The sequence below is a fragment of the Hydrogenophaga sp. BPS33 genome, assembly GCF_009859475.1.
GTDB lineage: Bacteria > Pseudomonadota > Gammaproteobacteria > Burkholderiales > Burkholderiaceae_C > Hydrogenophaga.
In genome coordinates, this window is the sequence record NZ_CP044549.1 from 1,281,977 (window position 1) to 1,295,886 (window position 13,910).

A 13,910-nucleotide genomic window follows, 5' to 3' on the forward strand; every position below is an offset into this window, starting at 1 on the left:
GCACCTGCCGAAAGTGTTGGGCATTGTGGGATTCAAGGCGATTCAGGAATAATATTATTTGGACATAAAGCTATTACATAAACGGTTCACCGGAAGGACACCATGGCCACCTTGCCGACGCCCAGCGCTTCCACCTTGCCCTTTCGCCTGAAGTTCCGGCAGCTCGTTTTGCTCGACGCCCTCGGGGATTCCCTGTCCTTGCGCAAGGCCGCTGCGCTGGCCAACCTCACGCAGCCGGCGGCCACCCGTGCCATGGCCGAACTGGAGTCGGCCTTCGGCGTGCAGTTGTTCGAACGCTCCCACCGCGGCATGGCGCCCACGGTCTATGGCGAGGCGCTGGTGCGGCATGCCCGCCAAGTGCTGTTCGACGTGCAGCGCGCGCACGACGAGATCCAGGCGCTGCGATCCGGCTCGCACGGTTTTGTCCGCGTGGGCGCGTTGTTGTCCTCGGCCGTTCGGGTGCTGCCGATGGCCATTGGCGAGGTCAAGCGGCAGTTCCCCCGCATGCGCATCTCGGTCGAGCAGCACCCGCAGCTTCCGCTGATCAGCAAGCTGCGCGAGGGCAGCCTGGACATGGTGCTCTGCCGCCTGGTGACGAACAGCGTGGACGCCGAACACCTCGAACAGGTGGTGCTGTTCGACGACGATTTCGTGCTGGTCGCGGGCCGCAACCACCGGCTGGCGCGCACCCGATCGCTCACGCTGGCCGACCTGGTTGACGAGCCCTGGGTGCTGCCACACACCAGCGGTCCGCTGTACGACCATGTGCGCGCCCTGTTCCTCACGCAGGTCGGGCGCCTGCCCACCAACGTGGTGGAGTCCACCACCTCCCTGGTCACCAACCTGATGCTGATCGAGCACTACGGCTTTCTCAACTTCATGCAGCGCTCCGTGGCCCAGACCTACACCAAGCGCGGCGTGCTGCGCGCCATGCCGATTTCCCTGGGCAGCCCGATCGGGCCCCACGTGGTGGCCGTGCGGCGCGACACCACGCACCCACCGGCGGTCGACGCGCTGTTGCAGGCGCTGAAACAGGTGATGGCCGAGCCGGAGCCGGTCTGACATCGGCGGGTTTCTACTGAACCAAAAAATGCATAGGGTAGGAGAAAAATAAGATTACCTTGAATCACCAGCTTCGTTTTATTCTGCGGGCATGCCCTGGTTTCGGGGCAGCTTTTCACAGATTTCAACGACGCCATGCCAGTGATTTCAGTCAGTGCTTTTCAATTGCGGGACATGCTGCTGGACGGCGGCGAGATCGCGGTTCTCGACATCCGTGACGAGGGCTTGCACACCGAAGGACATCTGTTGCTGGCCGCATCGCTGCCCCTGTCGCGGCTGGCGCTGGACGGCGGTTGGCGGGTGCCACGGCGCGGCACCCGCGTCGTGCTGGTGGACGACGCAGCGGCGCGCATCGCGCAGGCGGCCGATCTGCTGGCAAAGGCGGGCTATACCCAAGTGTTCGCGCTGGACAACTTCCACACCGATGGCGAGGCCGCTGGCCTGGGCATCTTCAGCGGCAAGTACGTGCCCAGCAAGGCCTTCGGCGAGGTGGTAGAGACCCGCAAGCACACGCCGCAGCTGGACACGGCCGCACTGCAGGCGCTGTGGGCGCAGACGCCCGATCTGCTGGTGGTGGACAGCCGCACGCCACAGGAATTCCAGCAGTTCTCCCTGCCGGGCGCGCACAGCTGCCCTGGCGCCGAGCTGCTGCTGCGGGTGCCAGAGGCCCTGGGCAGCAACGGTGTGGTGCTGGTCAACTGCGCGGGCCGCACGCGCAGCATCATCGGTGCGCAGTCGCTGATCAACGCTGGCATTGCGGCACGGGTGTATGCGGTGGAGAACGGCACCATGGGCTGGCACCTGCAGGGCCTCGCGCTGGACCATGGAAAGACCCGCATGCTGGCGCCCGCACGCAAGCCCGAGCAGATCGCCTGGGGCCGCCAGCGTGCCCTGGCCCTGCTGGAGCGAACGGGTGGCCGCGTGATCGACTGGGCGCAGCTGCAGGCGCTCAAGAGCGACCCGAACGCCACCACCTATTTCTACGACGTGCGCCTGAACGCGGACTACCAGCGCGGTGCGTTGCCCGGGGCCCGCAACGCGCCTGGCGGCGAGCTGGTGCAAAGCACGGACCACTTTGCCCCGGTGCGCCATGCGCGCATCGTGCTCACCGACACCGACCTGGTCCAGGCGCCCATGACCGCCCACTGGCTGCGGCAGATGGGTTGGCAAGCCGATGTGCTGGACCCGTCCACCGCGCCCGCGTTGCTGCCCGCACAGCCCGACCATGCCGCGTGGCTCCAGATGCCGGCACCGGTGCAGAGCGTGACGGTGCCCTGGCTGGAGGCCGCGCTGCGCGATGGCTCGCCGGTGGCCGTGATCGACTGCGGCAGCAGCATCGAATACCGACACGGCCACATCCCGGGTGCTTGGTACTCCATGCGTTCCGCTCTTCCCGCCAGCCTGAACGCGTTGCCGATGCCGGGCACCACGCTGGTGTTCACCGCACACGACGAGGCCCTGGCCCACTTCGCGGCGGCCGATGCCCAGGCGGCCGGGCACGACGTTCGCGTGCTCACCGGCGGCACCGGCGCGTGGCGCGCGCAAGGCCTGGCGCTGGAGACCGGCGCGCCCCGCCTGCTCAGCCCGACCACCGACGTCTGGTACTCGCCCTATGAGGTGGAGCCCGAGCAACAGGAAGCTGCCATGCGCGCATACATCAGTTGGGAAACCGGGTTGACGCAACGCATTGCCGGCGAACCCGGCGTCCATTTCAACGTGCTCTAAACCTTGTCATGACCTACCCCTTCGACTGCTTCAATCCCACCGAGCTGGGCGCACCCCTCGGGCCCTATTCGCAGGCGCTCGCCGTTCCGTTGCACAGCCAGTTGCTGCTGCTCTCAGGCCAGACGCCCTTGCGCCAGGACGGCAGCATTCCAGAGTCGTTCGACGAACAGGCCGAGCTGGTGTGGCACCGCATCGGCCTGGCCCTGGCCGAAGCCGGCCTGGGCTACCAGCACATCTGCCGCGTGGTGACCTACCTGGTGGACCCGGCCGATGCGCCCGCGCATGCCCGCGTGCGCGCACGCCACCTGGGCACGGCCCGTCCCGCGTCCACCGGCATCGTGGTGCCGCGCCTGTTCAATGCCGCCTACAAGCTGGAGGTGGAGGTCACCGCAGCCTGGCTGCCCACCGCATCCACGGCTGTACCCGTGGCCCGCTGATTTCTTCGGCCGATCTTTTCCTTCCTTGAAAGCGAGTCCTGAACATGAAACGTGAAGTTGCATCTCCGCTCACACGCCGCGCGCTGTGCACCCGCCTCGCGGCCTGGAGCGCGCTGGCGGCCATGCCACCCGCACTGCGCGCGCAGCCCGCCTATGCCTCGCGGGTGGTCAAGCTGGTCATTCCCACGGCACCGGGCGGGTCCGTCGACTCCATCGGTCGCTTTCTCGCGGACTCGCTGACGCGGCCCCTGGCCACCACCGTCATCGTGGAAAACCGCGCCGGTGCCGGCGGCACGATCGGCATCCAGTCGGTCGTGAAAAGCCCTGCGGACGGTCTCACGCTGGTGGTGGGCATCGCCGCCACCATGTCGGTGCAACCCGCCGTGAACAACCTGCCCTACAACGCGGTGAAAGACCTGGCGCCCGTGGCCGTGTTCGCGCAGGGCGGGTTGGTGATCGCGGTGCCCGCGGCCAGCCCGGCGCAGAACGTCAAAGACCTGCGCACCCTGGCCAGCAAAAAAGGCGAGCTCGCCTTTGGCTCCGGCGGCCAGGCCACCTTTGGCCACCTCACGGGCGAGTTGCTCAAGGCCGAGCTGGGCATTCCCATGCGGCACATTCCCTACCGGGGTGCGGCGCCAGCGGTCACGGACGCCATGGCGGGCCTGCTCGACTTCGCGGTGGTGGACGCATTCTCTGCCGCGCCGCACGTGCAGTCCGGCAAGCTGCGCATCCTCGCCATCGCCGGGCCCAACCGCCACAACAGCTTTCCACAGATCCCCACCTTGTCCGAGGCAGGCGTGCCGTTCACCAGAGGCACCTGGATCGGCCTGTTCGCCCCGGCCGGTGTGCCGCAAGACATGCTGGACCGCCTCACCAGCGAGATCAAAAACCTCTCGACGCAAGCAGAGTTCCGCGCGCAGGTGCAAACCCTGGGCTTCACACCGCTCTTCATGCCGCCCGCCGACGTCAGCCGCATGCTGGCGCAGGAGATCGAAGAGTGGAAGCGCATCGCCAAAACGGCCAACCTGAAAGTGGAGTGAGCGTGACTCCGGTGGCTCAACAACGCGAAGCGGCGGTGCAGGCGACCGTGGCCAACGTGCGCGCCCTTATTGGCACGGACGCGGCGCCCGGCATCGCCCAGGCGCAGTGCGCGGCGGCCTGCCTGCAGGCGCTGGCCGGGCAGGCCACGCTGTGGGACAGCCGCGACTTTCCCATCCCCGAGGGCAAACGCTGGCAAGCCTACACCCTGCACGAAGACGCCGATGGCGGCTACGCGATGTATGCCGTGGCCATGCACCCCGGCCACGCGCAGCCGCCGCACGACCACACCACCTGGGCGCTGATCGCCGGGGTGCGCGGCGCCGAGCGCAACAGCCTCTACCGCCGCCCGCACGCCACGGGCCCGGCGCCGCTGGGGCACCTCGGGGACATCACCGTCGCGGCCCATGGGGCGCTCGCGCTCGGCCCCTCGGACATCCATGCCATCGAGGTGCTGGGCCCGGGCGATGCACTGCACCTGCACCTGTACGGCAAGGGCTTCGCCCACTTGCAGGAGCGCCGGATCTTCGACCCGTTCACCAGCGAAAGCCGCGCATTCCCCGCAATCCAGAACGTCGCCTGACAACGGCTTCTGAAAACCGCTTTCTCCTTCTTCTCTCAACCCTTTCTTATCCAACGGTTTCCCGATGAACGCATCCCTTCTTGACCACCACGGCGACGGCTTCGTACACGCCAACGGCTTGCGCCTGCACTACGAACAATGGGGCGACGGCGGCCACCCGGTGGTGGCATTGCACGGCACCTCGCTCCACGGCAAGGTCTGGTACTGGCTGGCCAAGGCCTTGCCTGCCCACTACCGCCTGATCGGCCTGGACCAGCGCTCGCATGGCGACTCCGACCGCGTGGGCCCTGGCCAGTACGGCGTGGAACACTACTGCGCCGACCTTGAGGCCTTCGCCGACCGCATGGGCCTCAAGCGCTTCTCCATCGTGGGTTCGTCGCTCGGCTCCCGCGTGGCGCTGCTCTATGCCGCGCGCCATCCGGAGCGCGTCAGCGCACTGGCCTTGCTCGACCTCAGTTTCGAAATGCCCACCGAGGCGTCCGAACACATGGTGCACGCCCACGTGACCCGGCCGCGCACCTTCCCCGACTTCGAGGCCGCCGTCGCGTTCTCCAAGACCTTGCCGCAGCGCCTGCGCTTTGCCGACCAGGTGCACCGCGACACCCTGGAGGGCGACCTGCGCCAGCTCGACGACGGCACCTGGGAATGGCGCTACGAGAAAGACGCGGCCATTGAAACCCTGCGCTGTGCCGCGCGCGACATGTGGGACTCGGTGCGTGCCGTGCGCGCGCCCACGCTCATCCTGCGCGGTGCCGACAGCGACGTGCTGGTTGCCTCCACGGTCGAGCGCCTGAAGCGCGAACTCCAGGGCGTGCAGATCACCGACGTGCCCAACGCTGGCCACTCGATCTGGGGCGACAACCCCGAGTTCACCGCCAACGCCATCGTGCAGGCGCTGGACGCCGCCGTGCCCGCGCCCACTGGCCACGCTGAGGCGGACACGACGCCGGGTCGCGCACTCCAGATCCAGACGCCCGGCTTGAAATTCCAGGCCCGCGAATGGGGCCCGGCCGACGCACCGGTGCTGCTGTGCCTGCACGGCACCTCCATGCAATCCAGCGCATGGACCGCGCTGGGCAGTGCCTTGCAAGACCAGTGGCGCGTCATCGCGCTGGACATGCGCGGCCACGGCGGATCGGACAAGCCGGCCACGGGCTATTCGCTGGCCCAGTACGCGGCCGATGTCGAGGCGGTGCTGGATGCGTTGGGCGTGGCGCGTGCCAGCCTGATCGGCAGTTCGCTCGGCACCCAGGTGGCGATCGAGTTCGCCGCGCGTTATCCGCAGCGCGTCGACAAGCTCGCGCTGTCCGATCCCAGCTGCCTGATCCAGCAAGCGTCGATCGACCAGTACGTGTCCCTGCACCGCTCACGTCCGCGCCGCTTCCGCGATGCGGACGAGGCCCTGGCGTTCTCGCGCAGCATGCCGCAGCGCAAGCGCTTCTCCGACGCCGTGCACCGCTTTACCCTCGAAGGTGACCTGCAAGCCCAAGCCGATGGCCAGCTGGAATGGAAATACGCGCTGGAGCCGATCCTGCAGACCTTCGTGGCGCTGACCGAAAACCAGGAGGCCGCCATCAAGGCCACGCAGGCGCCCGTGCTCATCTTGCGCGGAGAAGAATCGCACGTGCTGTCGCGCCCCGACGCGCTCAAGCTGCTGGGCTGGTTCCCGCGCGCCGAGCTGGTGGAGTTCGGCGACTGCGGCCACACCATCTGGGGCGACCAGCCTGCCGCACTGGCCCGCGAAGTGCGCGCCTTCCTCGCGCCCGTCGCGCAGGAAGCGGTTGCGGCATGAGCGCAGCGCCGGGCCGCCCCAAGCAAGCTCGCACCGCAGTGCGCCGCACGGAGGCGCTGCCATGAGCCGGCCGCAACCCGCCACCCTCGTCACCCATGGCGGTCGCCCGCAGGGCGCGCGGGTCACGGTGAACCCGCCGGTGGCGCGCACCAGCACTGTCGTTTTCGACTCGATGGCCACGTTGCAGAAGGCCCTGGCCGAACGCACGCGCCACGAGCGCGGCCTGCTCTACGGCCGCAAGGGAAGCTCCACCGGGGATGCGCTGGAAGACGTGCTGACCGCGCTGGAAGGCGGTCACCGCACGCGCCTCTTTGGCTCGGGCCTGGCGGCCATCTCGTGCACCCTGCTGGCGTGCGTGCGCCCCGGCGACCATGTGCTCGTGATCGACTCTTGCTACGACCCCGTGCGCCGCCTGTGCGCCCAGTACCTAGAACCCATGGGCGTCGCGGTGGACTTCTTCCGCCCGGATCTCAGCGACTTCGCGGCCCAGATACGGCCCGAGACGCGGTTGGTCTGGGCGGAGTGCCCCGGCACGCTGCTGTACGAGATGTGCGATCTGCCGGCCCTGGTCGCGCTGACGCGCCAACACGGCCACATCACCGTGGCGGTCGACAACACCTGGGGCTCGGGCTTGCTCTACCACCCGCTGGCGCTGGGGGCCGACATCTCCGTGGTGGCGGGCACCAAGTACCTCGTGGGCCATTCCGACGTGATGCTCGGCGCGGTGACCACGCGCGAGCCAGGTGCCTTTCACCGGGTGGCCGACATGGCCGATCTGCTGGGCCATTCGGTCAGCCCGGACGACGCCTACCTGGCCTTGCGCGGCGTGCGCACGCTCACCGTGCGGCTGCGGCAGCACCAGGCCAATGCCCTGACCGTGGCGCAGTGGCTGCAGCAGCAAGCCGCGGTGCGCACCGTGTTCTATCCGGCCTTGCCGGAAGACCCTGGCCATGCGCTGTGGCAGCGCGACTGCAACGGTGCCAACGGGCTGGTCAGCATCGAGTTCCAGCCGACCGTGAGCGAGGCGCAAACCCATGCCTTCGTGAACGCGCTGCAGTGGTTCGGCATCGGGCACTCGTGGGGCGGTTACGAGAGCCTGGCGCTGCCCATGCGACCGGCCCGTGCGCTCGAAGGCAGCGATTGGCCAGGCCGGGGGCAACTCGTGCGCCTGCACATCGGGCTGGAAGACAGCGGCGATCTGATCGCCGATCTGGCGCAGGCGTTGGTGCTGGTGTCTGCCTGATCCGTGGGGTGTGTTCGCTCCTTCCCCCGCTGGGGGCAAGCGCGCCAAAGGTATCACCTCGCATGTGCCTTGGCGGGCGCGCCGAGGGCTTGAGGCCCTGCGCTGAGGGCGCCGATGCGCAGCCCCTTCGGGGTTCGCTGCGGTGCTCGCGCGCGCAGGCAAGTTCGCAAACTCGCTTCGCTCAAACACGCGAACTTGACCGCGCTGTGCGCGGCAACCTGTGCGCGCTGCGCTCCTCGCCTGCGCATAGGCGCCCTCAGCGCAGGGCCCCAAGCCCTCGGCGAGTGGTTGGTGTGCATGCGCCCAAAAGCCGTTGCGATCGGCCTGTCAACTGTGTCGCGCACAGGCGCTAACGATGCCCCCTCCGGGTCTACAGAGATGGCTGGGACGGGGCAAGTGCGCCGATTTCTTGTTTCTTGAGTCGGCGCTCGCACCGAGGGCTGGAAGATACCGGGTTGCGCTTTTTGGAAATGCGCGTGTTCTTGGCGAACAAAGGCCCCCGTTGAGCCCATGTTTCTTCAGTAAGGCGAATCCTTAATCTTGAGATGACGCGCCTTGTCGGCTGAGAACCAACTGAGCTGGTTCTGGGTCTGTCGTCCCAAACCAGCGTTCACCATGTCCGCTTTCTGCCGCTGACGTTTTAATGCCCAGAGATCAGTCTCCTCACGATCGTTTTCGGTTGAGGCATGTTTGGGAATTGAGGTCGCTTCGTCGGCATTCAGCGCGTGATCTTGTCTGTTGGAAGGACCATTTTCAGGAAGTGTGGTCATGGCTATTTGCATATCGGAATCACGTTCTTTTCAAAGTCTATTCATCTGCTCGACGTTAGCCTCGAAAATCTCGGTGTCTAGCCGCTTGATTTCTTCGATCAGTTGCAGAGAGTAAGTCGAGCAAGCGGCTTTGAGCTTGCCAAGGCGTACTCGATTGACGAGATAGAAATTGCTTCCGGCCTTGGGGGCCGGGTTGTACAGCATGGCGAGCTCTGCGGCAATACGACGTAGGTGAAGCACAACCGACATCTTTCCCAGTAGAGAAAGGCGCTCGGTCGGCAGGTCTTCCAGAAGGCGCGACATTGCTGAGAACTCCGCGGCAATATTTGGATAGATAAGCTCATTGCCCGGGGCATCGATTTGAAACCCTGCCAACACGTTCATGCGTCCAAGTTCGCTGGCTAGATTTTGCAAACTTAGAAGGAGAGAGGCATCTGCGCGTTTAGCTGCCCTTTTTTCTCGGCATCGTTGAACAAAGACACTTCCCAGGGACACGACCACCGCGAGAAAGCTGCCGGCTGCACCGACCACTTGAGCCCAATCGACAACGTTCATTTGAATCCTCGGATTTGTGTTGGCATCTGCAGAGCCGTCAATCACGGATGTCAGGAACTAGCCGGCGGCAAACATCGTAGTCGATGGGATGTGTCGAGCTTTGGCACGTTCTCAGCTCATTCGGATGGCGTCTCCAGTCGCAGCAGCCGATATCGCAACGAGAACCAAACAGCCAGCGCGTTTACCCCCTCTACCACCTACCCATGTTCACCCGGTTGCGCAGGCCGTCAAAGTAGTCTGCGTCGGCAGGTGCCATTGGCTTCGATGCAGATCCAGCCAGCAGCAAGCTGCGCAGTTGCAGACGGTCCAGGTCTTTGCGCATCAGCTCGCGCACATCCTCACTGCTGGTGCCGAAACCGCGCTCGACGACCTGCTCGTCTACAAAGGACTTCAAGGTATCGGGTAGAGAGATGTTCATCGTGCTCGTGGCGCTAGCTTGGGGGTGTTGGCGAATTTTTTGCAAGATTGAATGCCCTCGGCCAGTTGCTTGCTGGCGAGGAGCACCCAAGCGATCCCCGCGTTTCTTCAGTTGGGTGAGTCCTGGATCTTGAGATGACGCGCCTTGCCGCCTGAGAACCAATTGAATTGGTTTCGGAACGCTTCACCAGCAGCTGCCTTCTTGAGGTCAGACCGTTGACGCTCGGACCCGACTCGATTCATAGATTCGCTCTCGGCCAGCTGCATCAGCAGCGCCGTTGTGGTGTCGGCGATCGCGTCGATGCGCCGTTGCATCTCGGTGTTGATCACATGCAGCAACGCACCCAAGCCGGCGCGCGAGAGTGGAATGCTGGCTTGGGTTGTGTCCAGATCGTCGGTGGAAATCAAACGCTCCAGCGCGAGTTGTGCCTGCAGAACGATCGACACTTCGGCCATCTGATCGCTGGCCCTTCCCTTTGAATAGACGCTTGCGTTGGAGGCGTTGACGTGGTTGACCTGTGTGCCGCTGCGGCGCAGTTTCTTTGCCATGTTGTGTGGCTCCCTGTTCGATGTCGTTGAGACAACCACCGCCCCTCGACGTGAAGGGCGGCGGCCCGAACGGGTTGGACTACCGGCATACCCCCTAAGAGACCCGGCGAGCCCGAGGGCTCCCCGCCCGAGCCGCCAAAACGGGGCACGAGCTAAGAAGCCGCAGACTCTGCGGTGAAGGAGACCCTACGGCTTTCGCTGTAGGGGGTATGAGCGGGAGTCCAATCCCGATCAAGCTATTTCTGCTTGACCGGCGCAGTATAGCCAGCGCCTTCTGAGGGTTTACCGCCCCTGCCACCCACCCATGTTCAAACTGCCCATCAAGCCAGTCGACAAACCGCCATCGACCAACAACTCGGTGCCGTTCACATAACCCGCATCCGGCCCGACCAGAAACGACAAGGCATTCGCCATGTCCTCGGCCTGCGCGATGCGCCGCAGCGGCACACGCGCTTCGCGCTGTGCGCGCGATTGCGGGTCCGCGTACACCGGCGCAGTCCCAGGCGTTTCGGTGATGCCGGGCGAGAGGGCATTCGCGCGGATGCCGTCCGGCCCCCATTCCAGTGCCATCTGCTTCACCAGCATCAGCGCCGCGGCCTTGCTCGGACTGTAGGCGGCCAGGGGCGCTGTGGGATGCGTGCCCGAGATGGAGGTGGTGAGCACGATGCAACCGCGCGCCGCCTTGAGCAGCGGGTGCGCAGCCTGGCCCAGCAACCACGCGGCGCGCACGTGCACGGCGAACACCTTGTCCCAGTCGTCTACGCGCGCACTCAGCAGCGGGCTCGGAATCGCGAAGCCGGCGTTGCTCACCACGGCATCGAGGCCACCGAACGCGTTGGCGGCCTGCACGAGACGCGCGGGCGCTTGAGCGTCGGCCAGATCGGCCGTGAGGGCGATCACCTCGGCGCCCTCGCTGCGCAGCTGCACGGCGAGTTGTTCGAGTTCGTCGCCGTGCACGTCAGCCAGCACCATGCGCGCTGGCGCGCCGTGGCGTTGAATCGAATCGCGCGCCAGGCGCTCGGCCATGGCGCGGCCAATGCCGCGCGCGGCACCCGTCAACAAAAAACGCATGCCGGCCTGTGCCATCGGGTGCGGCTCAGTTCGCGAGAATGCCGCCGTCCACCGGCAGCGTCACGCCGTTGATGTAACTCGCCATCGCCGATGCCAGGAACACCGCAGGTGCTGCGATCTCGTCGGGCTGGCCCACGCGGCCGGTTGGGGTGCGCTTGAGGAAACCTTCGAGCCGGCGCGTGTCGGCCAGCGTCGCGTCCGTCATGGGCGTTTCGATCACGCCGGGCGCAATCGCGTTCACGCGGATGCCGTCCGCCGCCAGATCGACCGCCATGCTTTGCGTGAGCATCTTCACCGCGCCCTTGGAGCTGGAATAACCAATGCAACCCGGCTGCGCGATGAAGGCCGCGCCCGAAGCAATGTTGATCACCGTGCCGCGCGTCTTGCGCAAGGCCGGCAGGAAGGCGTGCAACACGTTGAAGCCACCCATCACGTTCACATCAAACACCTTGCGGATCTTGGAGTGCACGTCGGGCGTGTCGATGCCCTCGCGGATCAGGATGCCGGCGTTGTTGACCAGCGTGTCCAGTGTGCCGATGTCGCGGCCCACCTGCTCGGCCAGCGCAGCGCAGGCCGGCACGTCGGTGATGTCGAGCGCAAAGGCCCAGGCCTCGCCGCCCGCATCGCGGATGCCTTGCACCGTGGCCGCGCAGTCTTCGGCGCGCAGGTCCACCAGCACCACGCGGGCACCGGCCTTGGCGTACTGCTGGGCGATGGCACGGCCGATGCCGGCGGCCGCGCCGGTCACCAGGGCCAGGCGGCCTTCGAGAAGTCGTTCATTGCTCATGTGCAGGTTTCCTGAATTCAAGGGTTGCTGTGGCGGGCGGCGCGGCGCGCGAAGAAGGCGTTGATCTCGCCGACGATGCCCTTGCGGAACACCATCACCACGATCACAAACACCAGGCCCTGCACGATCAGCACGGCCTCGGCAATGGCCGACAGCGAGTTCGCCATGGTCACCACCACGATCGCGCCGACCACCGGGCCGAGCAGGGTTTGCAGGCCGCCGACGATGCCCATCAACAAGGCTTCGCCCGAGGTGACCCAGCTCACGTCGGTGAGCGTGGCGATCTGGAACACGATGGTCTTCATGCCACCGGCCAGGCCCGCGAGCGCGGCCGACAGCGTGAACGCCAGCAGCTTGTAGCGGTTGACCCGGTAACCGAGCGAGATCGCGCGCGGCTCGTTGTCGCGAATGGCGGTGAGCACCTGGCCAAACGGCGAGTACACGATGCGCCAGATGAGCCAGAACGCAGCGGCCACCACGGCCGCAACCACGTAGTACAGCGTGAGGTTGTTCGACAGGTCGATGAAGCCCAGCAGATGACCACGCGGCACGCTTTGAATGCCGTCTTCACCACCGGTGAAGGGCGAGCGCAGGGCAATGAAGTAAACCAGTTGCGCGCTGGCCAGCGTGATCATGGAAAACGCAATGCCCGCGCGGCGGATCGCCAGCAGGCCTGTGACCACACCGAGGCCCGCGGCCACCAGCACGCCGAACAACACGCCCAGCGCCGGGTCGAAGCCCCACACCTTCACCGCGTGCGCCGCGCCGTAGGCGGCCGAGCCGAAGAACATGGCATGGCCGAACGAGAGCAGGCCCACGTAGCCCACCAGCAGGTTCAGCGACGCCGCCAGCAGCGCGAAGCACAGCAGCTTCATCAGGAAGATCGGGTACGCCAGGAACGGCGCGACCAGCAGCACGAGCGCGCCGACGATCAGCAACGGGCGCTGGTAACGCGCGAGCAGGGAAGGGGTTTCGGTCATCGTTGTCTTCCTGGTTCTATTTGTGGCTGCCAAAGAGGCCGTTGGGTCTGATGGCAAGGGTCAGCAGCATGATCACGAACACCACCATGCCCGCGCCGTCGGGGTACACCACCTTGGTGATGCCTTCGACCACACCGAGGGTGAAGCCCGCGACGATCGCGCCCACGATGGAGCCCATGCCACCGATCACCACCACCGCGAACACCACGATGATGAGTTGCGAGCCCATGAGCGGGTTCACCTGGTAGATCGGGGCGGCCATCACGCCGCTGAAACCGGCCAGTGCCACGCCCAGGCCGTAGGTGAGCATGAGCATGCGCGGCACGCGCACGCCGAAGGTGCGCACCAGGTTCGGGTTTTCCGTGGCCGCGCGCAGGTATGAGCCGAGCTTGGTGCGCTCGACCACGTACCAGGTGCCCAGGCACATGGCGATGGAGGCGCCGATGACCCACAGCCGGTACCAGGGGAAGAAGGCCATGTCGGTGTCCAGGCCGCCCGGGATCGGGTTGGGATAGGGCTGGCCCGTGGCACCGAACTTGTAGCGGAACACGCCTTCCAGAATCAGCGCGAAGCCAAAGGTGAGCAGCAGCGCGTAGACATGGTCGAGGTGGTAGAGCTTGCGCAGCAGAAAGCGCTCGAGTGCAATGCCCGAGAGCCCCACCAGCAGCGGCGCGATCACCAGCGCCCACCAGTAGTTCAGGCCCAGGTATTCGAGCAGGCCCCAGGCCACGAACGCGCCCAGCATGTACTGCGCGCCGTGCGCGAAGTTCACCACGCGCAGCAGGCCGAAGATGATGGCCAGGCCCAGGCTCATCAAAGCGTAGAGCGAGCCGTTGATCATGCCCACCAGCAACTGCCCTGCAATGGCGGCCAGGGGATATCCGAACAAGGTGTCGGGCAT

At 66.0% G+C, this 13,910-nt stretch carries 15 protein-coding genes; 7 read left to right on the forward strand and 8 right to left on the reverse strand.

Features of this window, described 5'->3' with window-relative positions:
* Positions 1 to 102 precede the first annotated feature (102 nt).
* The 7 genes from F9K07_RS06045 to metC all read left to right on the forward strand — a co-directional run bounded on the left by F9K07_RS06045 (position 103) and on the right by metC (position 7,880).
* Complete coding sequence (locus tag F9K07_RS06045) at positions 103 to 1,062, forward strand: LysR family transcriptional regulator (RefSeq protein WP_159590357.1); 960 nt, start codon at positions 103 to 105, stop codon at positions 1,060 to 1,062.
* A 135-nt stretch (positions 1,063 to 1,197) separates the two neighbouring features.
* Positions 1,198 to 2,787, forward strand: a complete 1,590-nt coding sequence (locus F9K07_RS06050; RefSeq protein ID WP_159590359.1) for a rhodanese-like domain-containing protein — start codon at positions 1,198 to 1,200, stop codon at positions 2,785 to 2,787.
* An 8-nt stretch (positions 2,788 to 2,795) separates the two neighbouring features.
* Positions 2,796 to 3,224, forward strand: coding sequence for a RidA family protein (locus tag F9K07_RS06055; RefSeq protein ID WP_159590361.1), 429 nt, complete (start codon positions 2,796 to 2,798; stop codon positions 3,222 to 3,224).
* A gap of 44 nt (positions 3,225 to 3,268) precedes the next feature.
* Positions 3,269 to 4,264 carry a Bug family tripartite tricarboxylate transporter substrate binding protein gene (locus tag F9K07_RS06060; protein ID WP_159590364.1) on the forward strand — a complete coding sequence of 332 codons (996 nt, stop codon included), beginning with the start codon at positions 3,269 to 3,271 and terminating at the stop codon, positions 4,262 to 4,264.
* A gap of 2 nt (positions 4,265 to 4,266) precedes the next feature.
* Entirely contained in the window at positions 4,267 to 4,845 is a 579-nt protein-coding gene (locus F9K07_RS06065; protein ID WP_159590366.1) for a hypothetical protein, read from the forward strand.
* A 64-nt stretch (positions 4,846 to 4,909) separates the two neighbouring features.
* Complete coding sequence (locus F9K07_RS06070) at positions 4,910 to 6,637, forward strand: alpha/beta fold hydrolase (RefSeq protein ID WP_159590368.1); 1,728 nt, start codon at positions 4,910 to 4,912, stop codon at positions 6,635 to 6,637.
* Between the two features lie 61 nt (positions 6,638 to 6,698).
* Positions 6,699 to 7,880, forward strand: a complete 1,182-nt coding sequence (metC, locus tag F9K07_RS06075) for a cystathionine beta-lyase (RefSeq protein WP_159590370.1) — start codon at positions 6,699 to 6,701, stop codon at positions 7,878 to 7,880.
* A 518-nt stretch (positions 7,881 to 8,398) separates the two neighbouring features.
* Here the strand turns inward: metC and F9K07_RS06080 are convergent.
* The 8 genes from F9K07_RS06080 to F9K07_RS06115 all read right to left on the reverse strand — a co-directional run bounded on the left by F9K07_RS06080 (position 8,399) and on the right by F9K07_RS06115 (position 13,910).
* A complete protein-coding gene (locus F9K07_RS06080) occupies positions 8,399 to 8,650 on the reverse strand; it encodes a hypothetical protein (protein ID WP_159590372.1) in 252 nt (83 codons plus the stop codon).
* 30 nt (positions 8,651 to 8,680) lie between these two features.
* Positions 8,681 to 9,205 carry a hypothetical protein gene (locus F9K07_RS06085; RefSeq protein ID WP_159590374.1) on the reverse strand — a complete coding sequence of 175 codons (525 nt, stop codon included), beginning with the start codon at positions 9,203 to 9,205 and terminating at the stop codon, positions 8,681 to 8,683.
* Between the two features lie 190 nt (positions 9,206 to 9,395).
* The gene (locus F9K07_RS06090) at positions 9,396 to 9,623 is read right to left on the reverse strand and encodes a ribbon-helix-helix domain-containing protein (protein WP_159590376.1); all 228 of its coding nucleotides are present in this window, start codon (positions 9,621 to 9,623) and stop codon (positions 9,396 to 9,398) included.
* A 107-nt stretch (positions 9,624 to 9,730) separates the two neighbouring features.
* Positions 9,731 to 10,171 (reverse strand): hypothetical protein, encoded by a 441-nt coding sequence (locus F9K07_RS06095; protein ID WP_159590378.1) that lies wholly within the window; start codon positions 10,169 to 10,171, stop codon positions 9,731 to 9,733.
* A 282-nt stretch (positions 10,172 to 10,453) separates the two neighbouring features.
* Entirely contained in the window at positions 10,454 to 11,242 is a 789-nt protein-coding gene (locus F9K07_RS06100) for an SDR family NAD(P)-dependent oxidoreductase (RefSeq protein ID WP_159590380.1), read from the reverse strand.
* Positions 11,243 to 11,267: 25 nt separating this feature from the next.
* Positions 11,268 to 12,029 (reverse strand): SDR family NAD(P)-dependent oxidoreductase, encoded by a 762-nt coding sequence (locus F9K07_RS06105; RefSeq protein WP_159590382.1) that lies wholly within the window; start codon positions 12,027 to 12,029, stop codon positions 11,268 to 11,270.
* A gap of 17 nt (positions 12,030 to 12,046) precedes the next feature.
* Positions 12,047 to 13,009 (reverse strand): branched-chain amino acid ABC transporter permease, encoded by a 963-nt coding sequence (locus F9K07_RS06110; protein ID WP_159590384.1) that lies wholly within the window; start codon positions 13,007 to 13,009, stop codon positions 12,047 to 12,049.
* A gap of 16 nt (positions 13,010 to 13,025) precedes the next feature.
* Positions 13,026 to 13,910, reverse strand: coding sequence for a branched-chain amino acid ABC transporter permease (locus F9K07_RS06115; RefSeq protein ID WP_159590386.1), 885 nt, complete (start codon positions 13,908 to 13,910; stop codon positions 13,026 to 13,028).

Excerpts from the sequence above, each read along its gene's own strand:
- F9K07_RS06045 (WP_159590357.1), top strand. The coding sequence starts at position 103 with ATGGCCACCTTGCCGACGCCCAGCGCTTCCACCTTGCCCTTTCGCCTG.
- F9K07_RS06050 (WP_159590359.1), top strand. The coding sequence starts at position 1,198 with ATGCCAGTGATTTCAGTCAGTGCTTTTCAATTGCGGGACATGCTGCTG.
- F9K07_RS06055 (WP_159590361.1), top strand. The coding sequence starts at position 2,796 with ATGACCTACCCCTTCGACTGCTTCAATCCCACCGAGCTGGGCGCACCC.
- F9K07_RS06060 (WP_159590364.1), top strand. The coding sequence starts at position 3,269 with ATGAAACGTGAAGTTGCATCTCCGCTCACACGCCGCGCGCTGTGCACC.
- F9K07_RS06070 (WP_159590368.1), top strand. The coding sequence starts at position 4,910 with ATGAACGCATCCCTTCTTGACCACCACGGCGACGGCTTCGTACACGCC.
- metC (WP_159590370.1), top strand. The coding sequence starts at position 6,699 with ATGAGCCGGCCGCAACCCGCCACCCTCGTCACCCATGGCGGTCGCCCG.
- F9K07_RS06080 (WP_159590372.1), bottom strand. The coding sequence starts at position 8,650 with ATGACCACACTTCCTGAAAATGGTCCTTCCAACAGACAAGATCACGCG.
- F9K07_RS06085 (WP_159590374.1), bottom strand. The coding sequence starts at position 9,205 with ATGAACGTTGTCGATTGGGCTCAAGTGGTCGGTGCAGCCGGCAGCTTT.
- F9K07_RS06090 (WP_159590376.1), bottom strand. The coding sequence starts at position 9,623 with ATGAACATCTCTCTACCCGATACCTTGAAGTCCTTTGTAGACGAGCAG.
- F9K07_RS06095 (WP_159590378.1), bottom strand. The coding sequence starts at position 10,171 with ATGGCAAAGAAACTGCGCCGCAGCGGCACACAGGTCAACCACGTCAAC.
- F9K07_RS06100 (WP_159590380.1), bottom strand. The coding sequence starts at position 11,242 with ATGCGTTTTTTGTTGACGGGTGCCGCGCGCGGCATTGGCCGCGCCATG.
- F9K07_RS06105 (WP_159590382.1), bottom strand. The coding sequence starts at position 12,029 with ATGAGCAATGAACGACTTCTCGAAGGCCGCCTGGCCCTGGTGACCGGC.
- F9K07_RS06110 (WP_159590384.1), bottom strand. The coding sequence starts at position 13,009 with ATGACCGAAACCCCTTCCCTGCTCGCGCGTTACCAGCGCCCGTTGCTG.
- F9K07_RS06115 (WP_159590386.1), bottom strand. The coding sequence starts at position 13,910 with ATGCCCGACACCTTGTTCGGATATCCCCTGGCCGCCATTGCAGGGCAG.